The organism is Phytohabitans houttuyneae, assembly GCF_011764425.1.
Classification (GTDB): Bacteria; Actinomycetota; Actinomycetes; order Mycobacteriales; family Micromonosporaceae; genus Phytohabitans; species Phytohabitans houttuyneae.
Window position 1 is genome coordinate 4,105,385 of record NZ_BLPF01000001.1, and the last position, 21,363, is coordinate 4,126,747.

The 21,363-nt window shown below is 71.8% G+C and carries 17 protein-coding genes and 2 pseudogenes; 8 read left to right on the top strand and 11 right to left on the bottom strand.

The features are described from left to right. Positions 1-150 precede the first annotated feature (150 nt). Complete coding sequence (locus Phou_RS18870) at positions 151-2,367, top strand: carboxypeptidase regulatory-like domain-containing protein (protein WP_173057235.1); 2,217 nt, start codon at positions 151-153, stop codon at positions 2,365-2,367. Between the two features lie 630 nt (positions 2,368-2,997). On the opposite strand, the gene Phou_RS18875 is transcribed toward Phou_RS18870, so the two are convergent. From Phou_RS18875 to Phou_RS18900, 6 genes and pseudogenes are all read right to left on the bottom strand, one after another. Further along, positions 2,998-4,185, bottom strand: coding sequence for an amidohydrolase (locus tag Phou_RS18875; protein WP_173057236.1), 1,188 nt, complete (start codon positions 4,183-4,185; stop codon positions 2,998-3,000). Positions 4,186-4,222: 37 nt separating this feature from the next. After that, entirely contained in the window at positions 4,223-4,978 is a 756-nt protein-coding gene (locus Phou_RS18880) for a 2-phosphosulfolactate phosphatase (RefSeq protein ID WP_173057237.1), read from the bottom strand. Then, positions 4,974-7,268, bottom strand: a pseudogene (gene purL / locus Phou_RS18885) (phosphoribosylformylglycinamidine synthase subunit PurL); the annotation flags it as partial. The gene Phou_RS18880 and the pseudogene purL, both read right to left, overlap by 5 nt. Positions 7,269-7,314: 46 nt before the next feature. Beyond that, positions 7,315-8,049, bottom strand: coding sequence for a phosphoribosylformylglycinamidine synthase subunit PurQ (purQ, locus tag Phou_RS18890; RefSeq protein WP_173057238.1), 735 nt, complete (start codon positions 8,047-8,049; stop codon positions 7,315-7,317). A 76-nt stretch (positions 8,050-8,125) separates the two neighbouring features. Further along, positions 8,126-8,422, bottom strand: a complete 297-nt coding sequence (purS, locus tag Phou_RS18895) for a phosphoribosylformylglycinamidine synthase subunit PurS (protein WP_173057239.1) — start codon at positions 8,420-8,422, stop codon at positions 8,126-8,128. A 134-nt stretch (positions 8,423-8,556) separates the two neighbouring features. Next, positions 8,557-9,165 (bottom strand): TMEM165/GDT1 family protein, encoded by a 609-nt coding sequence (locus Phou_RS18900; protein ID WP_173057240.1) that lies wholly within the window; start codon positions 9,163-9,165, stop codon positions 8,557-8,559. Between the two features lie 136 nt (positions 9,166-9,301). Here Phou_RS18900 and Phou_RS18905 point away from each other — a divergent pair, with 136 nt between their 5' ends. Further along, the gene (locus Phou_RS18905; RefSeq protein WP_173057241.1) at positions 9,302-9,979 is read left to right on the top strand and encodes a S1 family peptidase; all 678 of its coding nucleotides are present in this window, start codon (positions 9,302-9,304) and stop codon (positions 9,977-9,979) included. Positions 9,980-10,066: 87 nt separating this feature from the next. Further along, positions 10,067-10,414, top strand: a pseudogene (locus tag Phou_RS18910) (heavy metal-binding domain-containing protein); the annotation flags it as partial. Positions 10,415-10,559: 145 nt separating this feature from the next. Here Phou_RS18910 and purB read toward each other — a convergent pair. After that, positions 10,560-11,978 (bottom strand): adenylosuccinate lyase, encoded by a 1,419-nt coding sequence (purB, locus tag Phou_RS18915; protein ID WP_178134968.1) that lies wholly within the window; start codon positions 11,976-11,978, stop codon positions 10,560-10,562. A gap of 17 nt (positions 11,979-11,995) precedes the next feature. Next, entirely contained in the window at positions 11,996-13,303 is a 1,308-nt protein-coding gene (locus Phou_RS18920; RefSeq protein WP_173057242.1) for an acetyl-CoA C-acetyltransferase, read from the bottom strand. 95 nt (positions 13,304-13,398) lie between these two features. Here Phou_RS18920 and Phou_RS18925 point away from each other — a divergent pair, with 95 nt between their 5' ends. Beyond that, positions 13,399-14,718: a 3-oxoacyl-ACP reductase gene (locus Phou_RS18925; RefSeq protein WP_173057243.1), complete on the top strand. Its 1,320-nt coding sequence runs from the start codon at positions 13,399-13,401 to the stop codon at positions 14,716-14,718. After that, positions 14,718-15,518 (top strand): MaoC/PaaZ C-terminal domain-containing protein, encoded by an 801-nt coding sequence (locus Phou_RS18930; protein WP_173058557.1) that lies wholly within the window; start codon positions 14,718-14,720, stop codon positions 15,516-15,518. The genes Phou_RS18925 and Phou_RS18930 overlap by 1 nt, the downstream gene beginning before the upstream one ends. On the opposite strand, the gene Phou_RS18935 is transcribed toward Phou_RS18930, so the two are convergent. Then, a complete protein-coding gene (locus Phou_RS18935; protein WP_173057244.1) occupies positions 15,515-16,165 on the bottom strand; it encodes a TetR/AcrR family transcriptional regulator in 651 nt (216 codons plus the stop codon). The two genes, Phou_RS18930 and Phou_RS18935, sit on opposite strands and share 4 nt — an antisense overlap. Before the next feature lie 57 nt (positions 16,166-16,222). Here Phou_RS18935 and Phou_RS18940 point away from each other — a divergent pair, with 57 nt between their 5' ends. From Phou_RS18940 to Phou_RS18950, 3 genes are read left to right on the top strand one after another with little or no spacing between them, the layout of a single operon-like run. Beyond that, positions 16,223-16,675, top strand: a complete 453-nt coding sequence (locus Phou_RS18940) for an SCP2 sterol-binding domain-containing protein (RefSeq protein ID WP_173057245.1) — start codon at positions 16,223-16,225, stop codon at positions 16,673-16,675. Between the two features lies 1 nt (position 16,676). Continuing rightward, positions 16,677-17,891, top strand: a complete 1,215-nt coding sequence (locus tag Phou_RS18945) for an acyl-CoA dehydrogenase family protein (protein ID WP_173057246.1) — start codon at positions 16,677-16,679, stop codon at positions 17,889-17,891. Continuing rightward, complete coding sequence (locus Phou_RS18950; RefSeq protein WP_173057247.1) at positions 17,888-19,444, top strand: AMP-binding protein; 1,557 nt, start codon at positions 17,888-17,890, stop codon at positions 19,442-19,444. Before Phou_RS18945 ends, Phou_RS18950 begins: the two co-directional genes overlap by 4 nt. A 1-nt stretch (position 19,445) precedes the next feature. Here Phou_RS18950 and Phou_RS18955 read toward each other — a convergent pair whose 3' ends face one another. Both Phou_RS18955 and purD read right to left on the bottom strand, forming a co-directional pair. Next, entirely contained in the window at positions 19,446-20,039 is a 594-nt protein-coding gene (locus Phou_RS18955) for a hypothetical protein (RefSeq protein WP_173057248.1), read from the bottom strand. Between the two features lie 50 nt (positions 20,040-20,089). Beyond that, positions 20,090-21,337, bottom strand: a complete 1,248-nt coding sequence (gene purD / locus Phou_RS18960) for a phosphoribosylamine--glycine ligase (protein WP_173057249.1) — start codon at positions 21,335-21,337, stop codon at positions 20,090-20,092. Positions 21,338-21,363: the final 26 nt, after the last annotated feature.

Sequence of the window (21,363 nt, forward strand, 5' to 3'; positions counted from 1 at the left end):
GTCCCGCCCCTGGGTCGCGCCGGTACCCCCAAACAAGGCATAGTTGCCGACGGTGTACTCGTCACGGGCTGGTTGCTGCGCTGCGGCAGCCGCAAGCGGGATGACAGAAACGGAAGGGCGGTGGACGTGACTACGCACCGACAAGCCTGGATGCTTCGCGCCGGTGTGGTCGGGGCGCTGGTTGTCGGCGCCGCGGTCGCCTTCCCCGCGGCTGCATTCGCCCAGGACCCGGACGTGCAGATCACCAATCTCTCGTCCGGCACCATCCAGGCTGGACAGCAGGCCCAGCTGTCGTTCACGGTCAGAAACAACAACAACCAGCCGACGACATTCGCCGTGAGTGTCGAGACCTTCGACGGACTGCAATGTCAGGGTGACTGCAACATCCCCGCCCGGCAGATCGGTCCCAACGAGACCGTCACCTTCAACGCGCGGCTCGTCGGCGGCAACGTCGGCGCCGGCCAGCAGCGGCAGGGCACGGTCCGGATCACCGCCGAGGCGGACGACGACAACGACACCGCCCAGGCCCAGGTGACCGTTCGCGGCCAGGAGCAGCAGCAGGAGCAGACGGTCAAGCAGGTGTCCGGCAAGGTCAAGGACAGCACGACCGGCGAGGGCATCGAGGGCGCGTCCGTCGCGATGCTCGACTCCAAGGGCCACAACTGCAGCACGACGACGACCAGCAGCGGCAATTACCGGTTCACCAGCTGCCAGGGCGAGCCGATCGCGGTCGGCGAGATCTTCGTCGGCGCGCAGCACGAGGACTACGGTCCGGTCGACGAGAAGAAGGTCGTCGGGGCCGCGGGGCAGTCGGTGACGGTCGGCACATTCGCGCTGAAGTCCACGAAGGCGGCGACGCCGTCCGCGGCCGCCTCCGCTCCGCCGTCCGAAGAGCCGGCACCGAGTGACGAGGCCGCGCCGGAAGCCTCCGACCTCAACGCCAACAACGCCTCCAACAACTCTGAAGGCGGCGGTATGGGCTCGTGGCTCCTCATCATCGTGGGTGGCCTTCTCGTCGCCCTCGGTGTCGGCGCGATCGTGCTCCTCATCGTGCGGCGCAAGCAGGACGGCGGCGACCCCGGCCTGGACGACGACCAGCCGCTGCGCCCCGGTGGCCGCACGCCGGTGCCAGGTGCGGCGGGTGTCTACCACCCCGCCAACGACATGACCCGGATGGCCGGCGCAGGTGGCGTGGCCGCACCGACGATGGTCGGCCGCCCCTCGATCGCCGACGCACCGACGATGATGCACAGCCCGGTGCCGCCCGCCGACGAGTTCCCCGATCCGTACGGCGCACCGCTGCCGTCGCAGAGCCCGGGCTACAACGGCCAGGCCGGCGCTGGATACGGTCCCGGCGGCGGCGCCACCTCGGTCTACGGCGCGGCCCCGGGCCCGAGCAACGGTTACGGCGGTCCGGGCGGCGGTGGCCCCAACGGCGCCGGCACCTACGGCCGCGCCCCCGCCGGCGGCCCCGGGGAGTACGGGCGGCCCACGAGCGGTAGCGGCTACGGCGGACCCAGCGGCCCGACCAGCGGCAGTGGCTACGGCGGGCCCAGCGGTCCGACGAGTGGTGGCGGCTACGGCGGCCCCAACGGCGCGCAGGCCGGCGGGGAGTACGGGCGACCGACCAGCGGCAGTGGCTACGGCCCCTCCGGCGGTCAGGGCGGATACGACCGCGGCGGCGCCAATGGCTACGGCGGCCCGGCCGCTCCTGGTGGCTACGGCAGCCCTGCCGCACCCGCCGGCCCGTATGCGGGTGGCGGCCGTGGTGGCGACGACGCCTACGGCGGTAGCCGTGACTACCGCGAGCCGCAGGGCGGCGCATACGGCGCTCCCGCCGGTGGTGGCGCTGCATACGGCGGCGGCGACCGCTACGACGAGCCGACCGGCCGCTGGGATGGCAAGAGCGCGGGTGGCCAGGGTGGCGCCTACGGCCAGGCCAAGCCGTCGTCCTACGAGTCCGGTCCCTACGGCGGTGGCGGTGGCTACCGCGGCGAGCCGGAGCCGGACCGTGGCGTGGCGTATGGCCCGGCGGGCGGCGGCTACGAGCAGGGCGGCTACGGCCCGGCGGACAACGGCTACACCCGGCCGGCCGGTGGCGGCTACGAGCAGGGCGGCGCCTACGGCGGCCAGGGTGGCGGCGGCTACGGCGGCAACGGATACGACCAGCAGTCGGGCTACGACCCGCGTGGCGGCTACGACCAGGTGCCGCAGCAGCGCGGCGGTGGATACGACCCGCGTGGCGGCGGCTACGACGACCAGGGCGGTTACTACGACGACCAGGCCGGGCCGCGCACCGGTCGGGGTGGTCCGCAGCAGCCCGCTGGCCGTGGCGAGCGCCGCTCCCTCGACTGGCTCGACGACTGACCGATCAGACAGTGTGAAAGTGGCCGCGCCCGAAAGGGTCGCGGCCACTTCGCTTTCTAGAGAGACCTTTCGGCGTCAGGGTGGGGCGCGATCGTGGTGGCCCGGTTCAGAACGATCGAATTCGAACAGATCCGGGCTACCGCGACGTCCGCCGTGGTCCGGACCGTTGCTCCCGCGGCCTCACCCTCCGCGGTGGGCGAGCTCACCCACGATCTTCTTGATCGGCATCGGCAACGGCGACCACCCTCGCTCGGTTGTGGACGGATTCGCCCACCTCGACCCGGTTGCCGCCTCACCCTATGCGGTCGCCCAGCTCAACCCAGGAGCCCGCTCCGGCAGATCTTGGCAAGTTAGCGTCGAAATAACTCGCTAACTCACCAAGATTTTGAAGCTCACACCGCCTGCACCTGATCGGCAGTCACCGACCGCGACGACGGTGCCGAGCTGCGGGTGGCCTCGCGGACTCCCGCCTCGAAAGATCTGCAGAAGCTGGGAGGAACACCGGAAGCTGTCGCGGGAGCTGGGTTTTCGGGGCTGAGATGGGCGACCGCAGAGGGTGAGGCCGCGGGAGCAGCGGTCCGGACCACGGCGGACATCGCGGCAGCTCACATCTCGTCTTGGGTTGGACATCTACCAGACCGTTCCGGCGCGCGCGACGACCTGACCGGCCTTGAGTACCAGGTCGCGCGCCGGATGGACGACCACCGCCTCCGCGGGAGTACGCGCGTCCACGACGACGAGGTCGGCGGGTGCTCCGATCGCCAGCCCGTACGCGGGGAGCCCTAGCACGCGCGCGCCGCCGTACGTGGCAGCGGTCAGCGCGACCTCGATGTCCTCGTCGCGGCGGAACATGCTCCGGTAGGCGACGTGCATCGCGCGTTCGAGCATGTCGCCGCTGCCGTACGGGCCCCACAGGTCGCGGATCCCATCGTGTCCACAGGCGACGGTCACGCCGGCGGCGATGAGCTTCTTCAGCGGCGGGACCGGGAAGTCGTACACCGCGGCGGTCACCACTGCCACACCCGCCTCGGCCAGCCGCGCGGCGATCCGCTCCTGGGTGGCGACGTCGGCCTGGCCCAGCGCGTACGCGTGGCTCACCGTCACCCGCCCGTCGAGCCCGGCCGCCTTGGTGCGCTCGGCGATCAGCTCCAGCTGCCAGATGCCCAGCGTGCCACCGTCGTGCAGGTGGATGTCGACGCCCGCGCCGTACCGCTCGGCGAGGCCGAACACGACGTCGAGGTGCCGCACCGGGTCGCGGTCGAAGCCGGCCGGATCCAGCCCGCCGATCGTGCCCACGCCCGCCGCGAGCGCCTGCTCCAGCACCGCCTCGGTGCCGGGGTTGGCGAGGATGCCGTACTGCGGGAAGGCCACCTGCTCGACCGTCACGCGGCCGGCCAGCCGCTCCGCCGCGGCGTTGACCGCCTCCACTCCGGACAGTCCGATCGCCGGGTCGATGTCGGTGTGGCTGCGGACGTACGTGGTGCCGGCCGCGACCATCCGCTCCAGGAGCGCGGTGATGCGGTCCACATCCGGCACGCCGAGCTCGGTGCGGCGGCGGCGTTCGTTGCCGATGCGGTCGGCAAGCGCGTCGCCGGCGGTGTGCGGCACCCAGTCGCCGCCGAAAAGCGTCTTGTCGAGGTGGCAGTGCGCCTCGACGAGCCCTGGCAGGATCAGCCGCCCGGCCACGTCGACGACCTCGGCGCCGCCGGGCACCGGCAGGTCGGCGTCGATGGCGGCGATCTCACCGTCGCGCACGAGGATGTCGGCCACGGTGGGGCTGCGCCAAGGGCGCCCGCCGCGCAGAAGCACGTCGCTCATCACGACATCGTGCCCGACGGCGGGCTTCAAAACGGTGTCAGGCGGCGGCGAAGACGCCCTTGTCGAGCACGGGCACCACGTCTGACGCGCCCACCTCGACGGCGATCTCGACGTCTCCGCCGAACCCGGACCCGGACAGCTCGCGCCCGGACGCGCACAAGCGGATCGCCGCCGGCACGTCCGGCACGCCGCTCAGCGCGGACAGCGCCACCGCCGCTTCCACCGAGAGCCCGCCCGTGGCCTCGGCAAGGCCGTCGAGCACGGAAGCCGCACCGAGGAGGTCTTCGACGCAGGGGCGGAGGGTGCCGTCGGGCCAGCGTTCACCGGCCGCTATGACGCCGACCGGGGCGTGCGACGACCCGTACCCATTGGAAAGGAGCCAGCGCGCGACGGCGGGTGCGTTTCGGACGCAGCCGGCGAGTACCGGAAGGCCGGTTGCACTCGCGGCGGCGGAGATGGCCGACCCGTTCGGCGACGGAAGTACCAGGTCGGGGACGACCGGCGCGGACCGCAGCGAGGCCGGCGACAGCGACCAGGGCCGTTCCGGGCTCACCGCTCGGCGGCCGACCGCGGCGACCGCGCCCATGCGGCGGGCGAAGTCGTCGGCCTGCGCGCCCCACGGAAACGGGTGCACCCGCATGCCGCGCCCGACCGCGACGTCCACCGACGTGGTGAACGAGAGCACGTCCACCACGACCAGCGCCGCGCAGACCCGACCCAGCTCGGACGCGCCGGCGAGACCCCAGTCGAAGCGGACGCCGGCGCCGGGCTGCGCGAAGACCGGCTCAGCCACCGAAGAGGGCGGGGAGGGTCCCGGTGTGCGCCTCCCGCAGCTCGTCGAGCCCGATCGTGAACTGGTCGCGCACCTCGAGCTGACCGCCGTTTTCGTCGGTCACGCCCAGCGCGGTCCAGGGCACGCCGTGCTCGGTGCAGAGGGCGGTGAACGCCTTCTCCTGGCCGTGCGGCACGGACACCATCGCCCGGCCGGCAGACTCGCTGAAGAGGAAGACGAACGGCATCGAGCCGGCCGTGAACTCCTCGGGCAGCGCGATCCGGGCACCGACGCCGCGCCGCAGGCTGGCCTCGACGAGTGCCTGCGCGAGGCCGCCGTCGGAGAGGTCGTGCGCCGCGGTGAGGTGGCCGACGCGCGCGGCCTCGGCGAGCAGGCCGGCGAGCGCCTTTTCACCGGCCAGGTCGACCTTCGGCGGGACGCCACCGAGGTGCTCGTGGGTGACCCAGGCCCACTCGGAGCCGGACAGCTCCAGCCGGGTCTCGCCGAGCAGGAAGATGATGTCGCCGTCGGGGTTGGCCGGCTTGGGGAAGCCCATCGGCACCCGCTGGGCGACGTCGTCGAGCACACCCAGCACGCCGACGACCGGGGTGGGGTGGATCGCCGCGGCGCCGGTCTGGTTGTAGAAGCTCACATTGCCGCCGGTGACCGGGATGCCCAGCTCGGCGCAGCCGTCGGCGAGGCCGCGCACCGCCTCGGCGAACTGCCACATCACCGCCGGGTCTTCGGGCGAGCCGAAGTTGAGGCAGTTGGTGACCGCGAGCGGCGCGGCGCCGGTGACCGCGACATTGCGGTACGCCTCGGCGAGCGCGAGCTTCGCCCCGGTGTACGGGTCGAGCCGCGCGTACCGCCCGTTGCCGTCGACGGAGAGCGCGACGCCGAGGCCGGAGCGCTCGTCGATGCGGATCACGCCGGCGTCTTCGGGCTGGGCGAGCACTGTGTTGCCGAGCACGTACCGGTCGTACTGCTCGGTCACCCAGGTGCGGTCGCAGAGGTTCGGCGAGGCGACCATGCGCAGCACTGTCTCGCGCACCGCGTCCGGTGTGGACGGCCGGGGCAGCGTCTCGGCGCGGTCGGCCTGGAGCAGGATCAGGTCGGCGGGCTCGCGCATCGGCCGCGCGTAGACCGGGCCGTCGTCGGCGAGCGAACCCGGCGGCACGTCGACGACCGTGTGCCCCTGCCAGGTGATCGTGACGCGGCCGGGCAGCCCCTCAGGACCGGGCGGGGTGACCTCGCCGATCGCGGTGGCCAGCACGCCCCACCGGGCGGCCGTCTTGAGCACGGCCTCGAGCTGGTCGGGCTCGACGATCAGGAGCATGCGCTCCTGCGACTCGCTGGCGAGGATCTCGTGCGGCTGCATCGAAGGCTCACGCAGCGGCACCTTGTCGAGCTCGACCGTCATGCCGGTGCCGGCAGCCGCGGCGGTCTCGGTCAGCGCGCAGGTGAGGCCGGCACCGCCGAGGTCCTGGATCCCGACGACGCGGCGGTCGTCGTAGAGCTCCAGGCATGCCTCGATCAGGAGCTTTTCCATGAACGGGTCGCCGACCTGCACTGACGGGCGGCGCTGCTCGCTCTCGCTGTCGAACGTGGCGCTGGCCAGCACCGATACGCCGCCGATGCCGTCGCGGCCGGTCTTGGCGCCCATCAGCACCACGATGTTGCCCGGGCCGGCGGCGGCCTTGTTTTGCAGGCGGTCGACGGGGAGCACGCCGATGCAGAGCGCGTTGACCAGCGGGTTGCCCTGGTAGCAGGGGTCGAAGACGACCTCACCGCCGATGTTGGGCAGGCCGAGACTGTTTCCGTACCCCCCGATGCCGCCCACGACGCCGGGCAGAACGCGCGCGGTGTCCTCGTGGTCGGCGGCGCCGAAGCGCAGCGGGTCCATGACCGCGACCGGGCGGGCACCCATCGCGAGGATGTCGCGCACGATGCCGCCGACGCCGGTGGCAGCGCCCTGGTACGGCTCGACGTAGCTCGGGTGGTTGTGCGACTCGACCTTGAAGGTCACCGCGATGTCGTCGGAGATCTGGATGACGCCCGCGTTTTCGCCGATGCCGGCGAGCAGCTTGTCGCTGGGCGGCGCCTTTTCCCCGAACTGGCGCAGGTGCACCTTGCTCGACTTGTAGGAGCAGTGCTCGCTCCACATGATCGAGTACATCGCGAGCTCGGACTGCGTGGGCCGGCGGCCGAGCACCTCGCGGATCCGCTGGTACTCGTCGTCGCGCAGGCCCAGCTCCGCGTACGGCTGGAGCTCCTCCGGGGTGGCGGCGGCGCGCTGGACCGTGTCAGGCCCCCGTCGAACTCGCCCACCACGATGTCCGCTGCCTCGGACTGGGTTGTCATCCAGTGGCTCCCTGGTCCGCCTGGGCTGTGCCGGCTGCGCTCGCTTCGCTCGCTGGACGCCCGGCGAGGAACTTCAGCATCGACGTGAAGAAGCCGAGGCCGTCGACGGAAGGCCCGGTCAGGGCGTCCACCGCGTGCTCGGGGTGCGGCATGATGCCGACAACGTTGCCAGCCGCATTGCTGATGGCGGCGATGTCGCGCTGCGCGCCGTTGGGGTTGCCGCCGATGTACCGCGCGACGACCTGGCCATTGGCCTCGAGCTCGTCGAGCGTGCGCTCGTCGGCGACGTAGCGGCCCTCGCCGTGCTTGATCGGGATGACGACTTCCTGGCTGTCGTTGAACGCGTTGGTCCACACCGGCTGCACAGCCTCGATGCGCAGCCGCTGGTCACGGGCGCGGAAGTGCATGTGCTGGTTGCGGATGAGCGCGCCCGGCAGGATGTGCGCCTCGCACAGGATCTGGAAGCCGTTGCAGATGCCGAGCACAGGGAGGCCGTCGCGCACGGCCGCGGCGATCGTCTCCATCACCGGGGCGAAGCGGGCGATGGCGCCGCCGCGCAGGTAGTCGCCGTACGAGAAACCGCCGGGCAGGACCACCGCGTCGACGCCGTGCAGGTCGGGGTCGGCGTGCCACAGCCCCACGGCGTCGGCACCGGCGAGGCGCACGGCACGCGCCGCGTCACCGTCGTCGAGCGACCCCGGGAACGTGACCACACCCACCCTCGTGCTCATGGCCGTCCTCGCTTCGCTGCGGGCGCCCACGAGCCTTCAATGGCGCTGAGCCCGATGATTCGCTCGCTGCGCTCGCTCATGCCGGCGCCTCCGCCGGCTCCGACTCCTGCGAGTCGCCCTCGGGGGTCACGGTGCCGGCCGCGTCGGCGTGCACCACGAAGTCTTCGATCACCGGGTTGGCCAGGAGCTTGTCGGCGATCGCACGGGCCTGGTCGAGGTCGGCCTCACCGGCGAACTCGATCTCTATACGCCGCCCGATCCGCACCGAGGTGACATCGTTGACACCCAGCCTGGGCAGCGCGTTGGCGACTGCCTGGCCCTGGGGATCGAGGATCTCCGGCTTGAGCATGACGTCGACAACGACGCGAGCCACTGGACACTCCTGACTGTGTACGCAGAATTTGCCGCTATCGGCCGCGGGGCCGGATGTGTGCCGCCTCGCGAAGGGAGACGAGCGCTGCCCAGCGTACCTGGTAGAAGGTGACAGGCACGCACCGGCCGCCCTGCTCAGCCGGTCACCGCACCGACGACCGTGATCACGCAGAGCACGGCGCAGACGCCGGCCGCGACGTACCGCACGAGAGAAAGCCGCACGTGGCGCAGTAACCACCGCCCCAGCAGTACCGCCAGCCCCGAGACGACCGCGAGCGCGAGCCACGAGCCGAAGAAGACCGGGATGGCCGGCTTGCCGCTGGCCACCAGGCCGGCCGTGAGCAACTGGGACAGGTCGCCCCACTCGGCGGTGAAGAGCACCGCGAAGCTGGCACCTGCCGCCCGCAAACCACTGCGGGCCGGCGCCGCGCGACCCGCGTACTCCCTCTCCTGCTCCTTCTCCTCACTGTCGGCGCGCCGCGCCCCGCGGAGCAGGACCACCGCGCCGGCCCCGAAGAGTGCGGCGGCGACCAGCGCGACCGGCTTTTCGGGCAGCTGGGAGAGCAGGTGTCCGGCGCCGACGGCCACCAGGCACTGCACGCCGAACGCCGCGACCACGCCGAGCCACACCGGGAGCGGCGGGTAGCGGGTGCTGAGCACGAGGGTCGCGACGAACGTCTTGTCCGGCAGCTCCACCGGCAAGATCAGCACGAACGCGGTGAGGGCGACCAGCAGGTACTCCATTGAGGTCCCTTATACCCCGTAGCACCGTAAACACGTTGGGACCGACATCAACGCATCGTATGACCTCGATCTGATCTTTTAGACGATCGTCAATACCCCTAGCGTGTGGATCCACCCCCTACAAAGGAGTGCCCCCATGCGCATCCGCCTCACCGTGGCCGCCATAGCCGCCACCCTCACCGGCGCCCTCGTCGTCCCCGGCACCGCGGTCGCCGACCCGACCCCCCTGATCATCGGCGGCGGTACCGTCTCCTCCGCTCCGTGGGCGGCGGCGGTGTTCGCCAACGGCTCGTTCACCTGCTCCGGCTCGATCATCGCGCCGACCTGGGTGCTCACCGCCCGGCACTGCATCAACGGCACCATGTCGGTGCGGGTCGGCAGCGTGTACCGCAGCTCCGGCGGCGTCACCCGGACGGTGTCCGCCACGTACGCGCAGAACGACCTCGCCCTGATGCGGCTCAGCAGCTCGGTGAGCACGTCGTACGTGACGCTGGCCAGCAGCAACCCGCCGGTCGGCTCGACCAACTCGATCTACGGCTGGGGCATGACCTGCTACAGCGGCTGCGGCGCGTCCACCCAGCTGAAGACCGCGAGCGTGCAGGTCACCAGCCTCAACGCCACCGACGCCTACGGCGGCCAGGCCATCCGCAGCACCCGGATCAACGGGAACGCGTGGCGCGGCGACTCCGGCGGCCCGGAGTTCTACAACGGTCAGCAGGTGGGCGTCGCCTCGACCGCCAACGGCACGACCATCCAGAACTACGGCAGCGTCGCGTACAACCGGTCCTGGATCCGCTCGGTGTCTGGTGTGTGACGGTTACGACCTTGATCCGGCGCGGCGCGGGTTCTTGTCCGCGCCGCGCTGTTTTGCGGTACGCGGGGGCTTGTGCTGATTGCCGGCATGTCGGCGTCCGGAAAGTCCTACTTTCTCGTTGTGCTCGTCGTCACGACGGACGACTTACCCGGCTATCACGTGCACGCGGTGCTGGGTGAAGTCATCGTCTCTCTGGCCCGGACCCGCAACGCGTTCGCCGAAGGTGTGAAGTCACTGCGCGGCGGCGCGTACGACCCGCGCGCCCCGCAGCACCTGCTGCGCTGGCGCACCGAGGCCGTCGCCGAGTTGGGAAGGGCGGCCCGCAAGCGCGGAGCGAACGCGGTGCTCGGCATGCGGTTCGACCACCGCGACACAGGCACGCTCTGGGTGGAGATGTGCGCATACGGCACCGCCGTCGTCGTGACGAAGGCGGTGGCCTAGGGCGTGGAGCACGTCACTGCGTTGAGCTTCAAGCGACCGCCGGCCGTATGAGGGGCCGGTGGGCCGCACGGCCCGCGACATGTTGGGCCGTGTCACGCCGCTGGGTCGGGGAGGTTCTCCCCGACCCAGCGCGTCTTGGCTAAAGGATCGGCGCCGGTGCGTACGCGGCGGCTTGCGGGTGGCGGGCCACGACCTCGGCCACGCGGTCGACCACGGCCCGCACCTGGGCCGGCGCGGCGCCGACGAAGGCTTCCCGGTCGGCGACCAGCGCGTCGATCTCGGCGCGGGTGAGCCCGAGCCGGCTGTCGAGCGCGAGCCGGTCGAAGAGGTCGTTTTCGGCGACGCCCTTCTCCCGCATCGCCAGCGCCACCGCGACCGAGTGCTCCTTGATCGCCTCGTGCGCGGCCTCGCGACCGACGCCGCGCCGCACGGCCGCCACCAGAATCTTCGTGGTGGCCAGGAACGGCAGGTAGCGGTCCAGCTCGCGGGCGATGACCGCCGGGTACGCGCCGAACTCGTCGAGCACGGTGAGGAACGTCTGGAACAGGCCGTCGGTCGCGAAGAACGAGTCCGGCAGCGCGACGCGGCGCACGACCGAGCAGGAGACGTCACCCTCGTTCCACTGGTCGCCGGCCAGCTCGCCGACCATCGACAGGTAGCCGCGGACGATGACGGCCAGGCCGTTGACCCGCTCGCTGGAACGGGTGTTCATCTTGTGCGGCATGGCCGACGAGCCCACCTGGCCTGGGCGGAAGCCCTCGGTGACCAGCTCCTGGCCCACCATCAGCCGGATCGTGGTGGCCAGCGAGGAGGGGGCGGCGACGAGCTGCGCCAGCGCGGCCACCGTGGCGAAGTCGATCGACCGGGGGTACACCTGGCCGACGCTGTCCAGCACGCGGGAGAAGCCGAGGTGGGTGGCCAGCCGCCGCTCCAGGTCGGCGAGCCGCTCGGCGTCACCGTCAAAGAGGTCGAGCTGGTCGGCGGCGGTGCCAACCGGGCCCTTGATGCCCCGCAGCGGGTACCAGGCGATGAGGTCTTCCAGCCGCTCGTACGCGATAAGCAGCTCCTCGGCCGCCGACGCGAACCGCTTGCCGAGCGTGGTGGCCTGCGCCGCGACGTTGTGCGAGCGGCCGGTCATCACCAGGTCGGAGTGCTCGACGGCGAGGCGGGCCAGCCGCGCGAGCGAGGCGACGGCTCGGTCGCGGACCAGCTCCAGCGAGCGGCGCACCTGCAGCTGCTCGACGTTTTCGGTGAGGTCGCGGGAGGTCATGCCCTTGTGGACGTGCTCGTGGCCGGCGAGCGCGCTGAACTCCTCGATGCGCGCCTTCACGTCGTGCCGGGTCACCCGCTCGCGCTCCGCGATCGAGGCGAGGTCGACGTCGTCGAGGACCCGCTCGTACGCCTCGACCACGCCATCCGGCACCTCGATGCCGAGGTCGCGCTGGGCGCGCAGGACGGCGACCCACAGCCGCCGCTCCAGCCGTACCTTCTCCTCCGGCGCCCAGATCGCGGTCAGCTCGGCGGAGGCGTAACGGGCGGCGAGAACGTTGGGGATCACCCGCCCATTCTCACAGGTCAGCGTTCGAGGATGGCGACCACGCCCTGCCCGCCGGCCGCGCAGATCGAGATGAGACCGCGGCCGGACCCGCGCTGCGCGAGCAGCTTGGCCAGCGTGGCGACGATCCGGCCGCCGGTCGCGGCGAAGGGGTGCCCCGCGGCCAGGGACGAGCCGTTGACGTTGAGCTTGGACCTGTCGATCGAGCCGAGCGGCGCGTCGAGCCCGAGCTTGTCCTTGCAGAACTCCGGCGACTCCCAGGCGGCGAGCGTGGCCAGCACCTGTGACGCGAACGCCTCGTGGATCTCGTAGAAGTCGAAGTCCTGCAGCGTGAGCCCGCGGCGGGCGAGCAGCCGCGGCACCGCGTACGCAGGGGCCATCAGCAGCCCTTCCGCACCGTGCACGAAGTCGACGGCGGCCGTCTCCGCGTCGACGAAGTACGCCTGGACCGGCAGGTTGTGCGCGGCCGCCCACTCCTCGGACGCGAGCAGCACCACGGCCGAACCGTCGGTCAGCGGCGAGGAGTTGCCCGCGGTCATCGTCGGCTCGCCGCCGCCCGGCGCGCGGAAGGCCGGCTTGAGGGAGCCGAGCTTCTCCAGCGAGGTATCGGGGCGCAGGTTCTGGTCGCGGCCCAGCCCCAGGTACGGCGTGAGCAGGTCGTCGAAGAAGCCCTGCTCGTACGCCGCGGCCAGCTTCTGGTGCGACTCCAGCGCGAGCTGGTCCTGCTCGGCGCGGCCGATCCCCCACTCCAGCGCGGTCACCGCCGCGTGCTCGCCCATCGAGAGCCCGGTGCGCGGCTCGGCGTTGCGCGGAATCTCCGGGCGGAACGGCTGCAGCGGGCGCAGCCGGGTGGCCGCACGCAGCCGCCCACCGAACGAGCGGGCCGAGTTGATCTGGAGGAGCGCGCGCCGCATGTCCTCGTTGAGCTGCAGCGGAGCGTCCGACGTCGTGTCGACGCCACCGGCGATACCCGCCTCGATCTGGCCGAGCGCGATCTTGTTGGCGACGAGGATGGCCGCCTCCAGGCCGGTGCCGCACGCCTGCTGTACGTCGTACGCCGGGGTGTGCGCGTCGAGGCGCGAGCCGAGCACCACCTCCCGGGTGAGGTTGAAGTCGCGCGCGTGCTTGAGCACGGCACCGGCCACCACCTCGCCGAGGCGCTGGCCGGCCAGCCCGTACCGGGCGACCAGGCCATCCAGCGCGGCGGTGAGCATGTCCTGGTTGGACGCTGAGGCATACCGGCTGTTCGATCGGGCGAACGGGATCCGGTTGCCACCGATGATCGCGACCCTCTGCACGGACTTCCCCTCCCAGAGAAACTTACTCACGAGTAGGATACGCCCATGAGCGAGCGAAGCGAGCGAATCATCCGGCACAGTGCGACTGGAGTCTCGTGGCCGCGCGCAGCGAAGCGAGCACGGCCATGAGTGACGGGTACGCGAGATTCGCCAACTCTGGTCCAGGCCGTGCGGTGGTCAAGCGCCTCGGCTTGCCGGCTCCGCCCCGGCTGCGCCGGTTCAAGCCCGGTGAAGAGCTGGGTCCCGTGCTGCTCGACTCGGCACCCGGCGGCCGCCTGTTCGAGCCGGTCCGCGGCATCCTCAAGGCCGCCGGCATCTCCGAGGAGGGCGAGCGGTACAGCGCACTCGTCTTCGACGCCTCGGGCATCACCGACTCCACCGGCCTGCGCGCGCTCTACGACTTCTTCCACCCGAACGCCCGCTCGCTCGCCGGATCCGGCCGGGTGATCGTGCTCGGCACCCCGCCGGAGGCGTGCGAGTCGCCCCGCGAGGCCACCGCGCAGCGGGCGATCGAAGGGCTGACCCGGAGCCTCGGCAAGGAGGTCGGCCGCGGTTCCACCGCACAGCTCGTCTACGTCACGCCCGGCGCCGAGGGCGCGGTCGAGTCGACCGTCCGCTTCCTGCTCTCCGGCCGCTCGGCGTACGTGTCCGGGCAGGTCATCCGCATCGGCCCGGCCACCGCGGTCAACCCGCCCGCCGACTGGGAGCACCCGCTCGACGGCAAGGTCGCCCTGGTCACCGGCGCCGCCCGCGGGATCGGCGCGGCGATCGCCAAGGTCCTGGCCCGCGACGGCGCGCAGGTGATCGGCCTCGACGTGCCCGCCGCCGGCGACGCGCTCGCCGCGGTGGCCAACGACATCCGGGGTACCGCGTACCAGCTCGACCTCACCGCCGCCGGCGCGCCCGACCGGCTGGCCGACCACATCGGCGGGCGGCACGGGCGCGTCGACATCGTGGTGCACAACGCCGGCATCACCCGCGACAAGACGATCGCCCGGATGGACGCCGACCGCTGGGACTCGGTGCTCGACGTCAACCTCTCCAGCCAGGAGCGGATCAACGAGGTACTCCTGGATCGCGGCCTGCTCGCCGACGGCGGCCGCCTGATCGGCGTGGCCTCGATCGCGGGCATCGCCGGCAACCGCGGCCAGACCAACTACGCCACCAGCAAGGCCGGCGTGATCGGCCTGGTCCAGTCGATGGCGCCGGTGCTCGCCGAGCGCGGCATCACCATCAACGCGGTGGCGCCCGGCTTCATCGAGACCCCCATGACCGCGAAGATGCCGGTGATGCTCCGCGAGGCCGGCCGCCGGATGAACAGCATGGCGCAGGGCGGCCTCCCGGTCGACGTGGCCGAGACGATCGCGTGGTTCGCCTCGCCCGCGTCCGGCGGCATCACCGGCAACGTCGTCCGCGTCTGCGGCCAGAGCCTGCTGGGGGCGTGATGTACGCGCGCGCCGCGATCGGCCTCGTGCCGGGCTTCAACCGCCCCGGCTGGCTGCCCGAAGCCGTGCTCGAACGGGCCGGCGTCACCGTCGACCGCGCCCACCTCGCCGACTACAGCCGGGTCTGCGGCTTCCGCCTCTCCGACACGCTGCCCGCGACGTACCCGCACGTGCTCGCGTTTCCGCTGGCGTTCCGGCTGATGTCGCGGCGCGACTTCCCGTTTCCCGTGGTGGGTCTGGTGCACGTGGCCAACCGGATCGAGCTGCACCGCCCGATCGACGCGGATGAGCCGCTCGACCTGTCGGTACACGCCGCGGACCTGCGCGAGCACCCGCGCGGCCGGCAGCTCGACGTCGTGGCGACCGCCTCGGTCGGCGGCGAGGTGGTCTGGCGGGACGTGTCGACGTACCTGCGGCGCGAGGGCAAACCCTCCGGCGGCCGGCGGGAGGGCGAGCCGCCCGAGCCGCCCGCCGCCTCGGCGCAGTGGCGGCTGACGCCGCGGGTCGGCACCGACTACGCGCGCGTCTCCGGCGACCACAACCCGATCCACACGTCGCGGCTGGGCGCGCGCCTCTTCGGCTTCGCGCGACCCATCGCGCACGGGATGTGGAGCAAGGCGCGCTGCCTGGCCGCGCTGGAGGGGCGGCTGCCCGAGGCGTACACAGTGGACGTCTCGTTCAAGCTGCCGGTCTTCCTGCCGTCCACGGTGGCATTTTCGGCGGCTCCGGAGTGGAGCTTCGCACTGCACAGCGCGAGGTCGGGCAAGCCGCACCTCGCCGGCAGCGTGACACCGGTTTAGGGCGTCCAGGTCTCGCCGCGCAGGAGCTGGCCGGCGCCGAGCCAGGCCACGTTCATCATGCGGGTCGCGGTCTTCTCCGGGTCGGCCTCGGGGTGGTCGGCCAGCCAGTCGGCGAGCGACTCCGAGGCGCCGACCAGCGCGTACGCCACCACCTCAAGGTCGGTGTCGCGGACCTCGCGCCCTTCGGCGGCGAGCGCCCGCCCGAGCATCATCGCCACGACCTCGACCATCCGCTCGCGCATCTCGGCCGAGGCGCCGGCGAACGGCTGCTGCCCCCGCGCCTGCCGGTAGAGCACCGCCCAGCCGTCGCGGTACGCGCCGACGAACGTGAAGAACGCCCGCAGGCCGCGCCACAGCTGCTGGTCCGGCGTGTCGGCGCCGACGACCTCGGCGGCGATGGCCTCCATCAGCCGGGTGCCCTCGCGTTCGAGGCAGGCGACGAAGAGCTCCTCCTTGGTGCCGAGGTACGCATACACCATCGGCTTGGAGATGCCGGCGTCCTCCGCGATCTCGTCCATGCTCGCCGCATGGAAGCCTCGTCGGGAGAAGACGCGCACGGCGGAGTCGAGCATCTGCTGCTCACGTACCGCCCGCGGCAGTCGTTTGAAGGTGGGGGTGCCTGATACCGCGGTCACCCTTGCGAGCATACCTACCCGTGCGTAAGGTTACGCACGAGTAACTACTCATCCGGAGGCAACGAAACGATGACCGACTTCGACTTGTCCGATTTCTCCAGCGTAGACCCGAAGCAGTTCGCGCAGATCGTGAAGTCCGTCCCGGACTCCAAGATCCAAGAGGTGATGTCGAGCGACGCCCGTGGAAAGGTCCTCGACGAGGTGTTCGGGCGCATGCCCACCCTCTTCCGCCCCGACCGGGCGGGTTCGACAAACGCGGTCATCCACTGGAACATCACGGGTCGCCCGGACGGTGGCACGGACACGTACGAGGTTGTGATCGAAAACGGCGCCTGCACGGTCTCGCCGTCGGCCGACCGCGACCCCAAGCTGAGCCTCACGATGGGCCCTGTCGAGTTCCTCAAGGTCGTGTCCGGCGCCGGCAACCCGGTGATGATGTTCATGACCGGCAAGCTGAAGGCCAAGGGCGACCTGGGCCTGGCCGCCAACATCGCCAACCTGTTCGACATCCCCAAGGGCTGACATGTCCGAATTCTCGCTCGACCTGAACGAGGAACAGCGGGACCTGCGGGACTGGGTGCACGGCTTCGCGAAGGAGGTCGTGCGCCCGGCCGCCGCCGAGTGGGACGCCCGCGAGGAGACGCCCTGGCCGGTGATCCAGGAGGCCGCGAAGATCGGGCTCTACGGCTTCGAGTTCCTCGCCAACTGCTGGTCCGACCCCACCGGCCTCTCGCTGCCGATCGCCAACGAGGAGCTCTTCTGGGGTGACGCCGGCATCGGGCTCGCCCTGTTCGGCACCTCGCTCGCCGTCGCCTCCATCTACGGCTCGGGCACCCCTGAGCAGATGTTCGAGTGGGTGCCGCTGTGCTTCGGCACGGTGGACGAGCCCGCGGTGGGCGCGTTCTGCAACACCGAGCCCGAGGCCGGCTCCGACGTCGGGGCGATCCGCACCCGCGCGGTGTACGACGAGGCCACCGACGAGTGGGTTCTCAACGGCCAGAAGTCGTACGCCACCAACGGGGGCATCGCTGCCATCCACGTGGTGACCGCGGTGGTCGACCCGGAGCTCGGGTCGCGCGGGCACGCCGCGTTCGTCGTGCCGCCAGGCACCGCGGGGTTCTCCTCGCCCGGCAAGCTCAAAAAGCTCGGCCTTCGGGCGTCACACACCGCGGACGTGTTCCTCGACGACGTGCGGGTGCCGGGGCGGTGCCTGCTCGGCGGGCGGGAGGCGCTGCTGGAGCGGCTCGACCGGGCCCGGTCCGGGCAGCGGTCGGCGCGGCAGGCGGCGATGCGCACGTTCGAGCTGAGCCGCCCGACCGTGGGCGCGCAGGCGATCGGCGTGGCCCGTGCCGCGTACGAGTACGCGCTCGACTACGCGCGCGGCCGCGTGCAGTTCGGCCGCCCGATCGTGGAAAACCAGGCGGTCGCGTTCGCGCTCGCCGACATGAAGATGGAGATCGACGCGGCTCGGCTGCTGGTGTGGCGGGCCGCGTGGATGGGGCGCAACAACCGCACGTTCGACGCCGGCGAGGGCTCGATGTCCAAGCTCAAGGCCGGCGAGGTCGCGGTTGCCGTGACGGAAAAGGCGGTGCAGCTGCTCGGCGGCGCCGGCTACCTGCGCGAGCACCCCGTCGAGCGGTGGTACCGGGACGCCAAGATCTACACGATCTTCGAAGGCACGTCCGAGATCCAGCGCCTCGTCATCTCCCGCGCCATCTCCGGAGTACAGATTCGATGATCACGCCGTTCGCCGTCGCGACGCTGACCCGGCGCGGGCTGCTCACGCCCGGGTCCCCGGTACGGATTGCCGCCCAGCTCAATGCGTTGCGCCGGTGGGGCTTCAGCCTCTCCGGCGAGCTGCGCCAGGCGGCCGCCAGAGACCCGGAGCGCGTCGCGATCATCGACGAACGGCGCGGCGAGGTGACGTACGGCCAGCTGCTGGGCAACGCCGAGCGGCTGGCCCGGGCGTTGCGCGGCACCACCGGCGTGCGGGCCGGCGACCGCATCGGCCTGCTCTGCCGCAACCACGCCGGCATGGTCGAGGCGATGGTGGCGGGCACGCTGCTCGGCGCCGACCCCGTCTTGATCAACACCGGCCTCTCCCCGGCACAGCTGGCCACGGTGGCCGAAGAGCAGCGGCTGCGCATCCTGGTCCACGACACCGAGTTCGCGGAGAAGGCGCTGGCGCTGCCGCCCGGCGTCGAGCGGATCACCGAAGAGCGGGCGGCCGAGCTCGTGGCGACGGCGCCGCCGGGCGAGCTGCGCCCGCCGGAGCAGGACGGCCGCACGATCGTGCTCACGTCCGGCACCACCGGCACGCCGAAGGGTGCCCGCCGCCGCACGCCGTCCGGCTTCGGCCCGCTCGTGTCGATCATCCACCGCATCCCGCTGCACGCCCGCGACCGCATCATGATCTCGGCGCCGCTCTTCCACACCTGGGGGTACGCGGCGCTGCAGGTCTCGTTCGCACTGCGGGCCACCGTCGTGCTCCAGCGCCGCTTCGAGCCGGCGGGCTGCGTCGCGCTCGCGGCCCAGCATCGGGTACGTGGACTCTTCGCCGTGCCGGTGATGGTGCAGCGGCTGTTGGAGGTGCCGCCGCCCCGGCCAAACCCGCTGCGGATCGTGGCGGTGAGCGGCTCGGCGCTGCCGGGCGGGCTGGCCACACGCTTCATGGACGTCTACGGCGACGTGCTCTACAACCTGTACGGCTCGACCGAGGTCTCCTGGGCCTCGATCGCCACGCCACGCGACCTGCGCGCCGCACCGCACACCGCCGGCCGGCCGCCGCACGGCACCCGCCTCGCGATCCTCGGTCCGGCCGGGGAGCGGATGCCGCCCGGCCACGTGGGACGGATCTTCGTGGGCAACGACATGCTCTTCGAGGGGTACACCTCGGGTGCCGGCAAGGAGTCGCACGACGGCCTGTTCGCCACCGGCGACCTCGGCCAGGTCGACCACGACGGGCTCGTCTTCGTCGTCGGACGGGAAGACGACATGATCATCTCGGGCGGAGAGAACGTCTTTCCGTCCGAAGTGGAGAATCTCCTGGCCGACCTGCCACAGGTGCGCGAGGTCGCGGTGATCGGTGTCCCCGACCGCGAGTACGGCCAGCGCCTCGCCGCCTACCTCGCCCTGCACCAGGGTGAGGCGCTCGACGCCGACGCGGTACGCGAGTACGTGCGCCGCTACCGGGCCCGCTACTGCATACCGCGTGACGTCTACTTCGTGCCCTACCTGCCGCGCAACGCCACCGGAAAGGTTGTCGTGCGCGAACTGCCGCGCTTTCGGTGACTCAGACCTGCGTGACCTCGTAGGCCTCGGCAGTGGCGGAGATCTGCTTCGACCTCGTCGAGCCGCCGCCCACCGTCTTGAGCAGGTACGTGTGCTTCACGGTCTCGCCCGGGTCCGCGCCGCCGCAGGAGAAGGCGAAGGTCTCGGAGCCCTCGGTCGGGTACGTGCCGTAGACCCCCGGCCCGTCGAGGGAGATCGTGACCTCGTGCGCGCCGGTGACCTTCCACTCCACGATGACCGGCGTGCCCTCGACCGGGTACTCACTGGTCCCCTGTGGACACTGCGGCCTCTGCTTGATCCGGAAGTACACGATCCGGGGTCCGCTGTCCTGCGGCGGCCGGGTCGTGGCCGTTGTCGTGGTCCTGGTGGTTTCCGTGTTTCGTGGCGTCTCGCGGGTCGCGGTCGCGGTGGGGCTGGGAGTCGCGTCCGGGGTGCCGAGGCCGGCGTCGGCGCTCGGTGACGGCGTGCTGCCGGCACTGATGCCACCACCGTTTTCCCCGCCGTTGCTCAGGGAGAGGCAGCCAGCGACCGCACCGATCGAGCTGGCGAACACCACAGCGCTCGCGAGCACGAGCATTGCCGTCCGGTTCTTCATGACACAGACGGTAAGAGCCCGGTGGCACTGGGGTAATCCCGTGTTCGTGCCTAAGGCAGGCGCACGCGCCCCTCGACCGCGGCCAGCGCGATGTCCGAGCGCCTGTGCGCGCCCGCGAGCGTGACCCCGTCGACGAGTGCGTACGCGGCGTCGCGGGCGGAGGCCAGGTCGGGGCCGATGGCGGTACCACAAAGGACCCGGCCGCCCGCGGAGACGAGGGCGCCGTCGGTGGCCCGGCGTGCGGTGCCGGCGTGGATGATGCCGGGCCCGTCCGCGCCGGTGATGACATCGCCGGAACGGGCCGAGGCCGGGTAGCCATGCGAGGCCAGCACCACCGTGACCGCGGCGCCCGGGTGCCACCGCAGCGGCGGGTGGTCGGCGAGCGTGCCGGTGGCGGCCGCGTGCAGCAGGCCGGCGAGTGGCGTCTCCAGCAGCGCGAGGACCACCTGCGTCTCGGGGTCGCCGAAGCGCGCGTTGAACTCGATGACCCGCGGGCCCGCCTTGGTGAGTGCCAGTCCGATGTAGAGCAGGCCGGCGAACGGGGTGCCGCGCCGCCGCATCTCCGCGAGCGTGGGGTGGGCGACGTCTCGCATGACCTCGTCGACCAGGTCGGCGGGGGCCCAGTCGAGCGGCGCGTAGGCACCCATGCCGCCGGTGTTGGGGCCGGCGTCGCCGTCGCCGACCCGCTTGAAGTCCTGCGCCGGCATGAGCGGCAGGGCCGCCTCGCCGTCGGTGACGACGAAGAGCGAGACCTCGGGCCCGTCGAGGTACTCCTCGATCACGACCTGCCCGCACGCCTCGGCGTGGGCCAGCGCGACGTCGCGGTCGTCGGTGACCACGACACCCTTGCCGGCGGCGAGCCCGTCGTTCTTCACCACGTACGGCGTGCCGAACTCGTCGAGGGCCCGCTCGGCCTCCGCGCGCGTGGTGCAACTGAAGGCCCGCGCGGTCGGCACGCTCGCCGCCGCCATCACGTCCTTGGCGAACGCCTTGGACCCCTCCAGCCGCGCGGCCGCCCCGGACGGCCCGAAGCACGCGATCCCCTTGGCCCGCACCGCATCGGCGACACCCGCGACAAGTGGCGCCTCCGGCCCGACCACGACGAGGTCGGCCGCGAGCTCGACGGCGAGCGCGGCCACCGCCTCGGGGCTGGTGGCCTCGACATCGCGAAGCTCCGCGACCGCGGCGATCCCGGGGTTACCGGGTGCGGCGACGAGCCGCTCGGTGGCGGGATCCTGGACCAGGCCGAGCGCGAGCGCATGCTCCCGCCCGCCACCCCCAATGAGAAGAACGCGCACGCTGGAATCCTAGTAGCGCCCGTTGA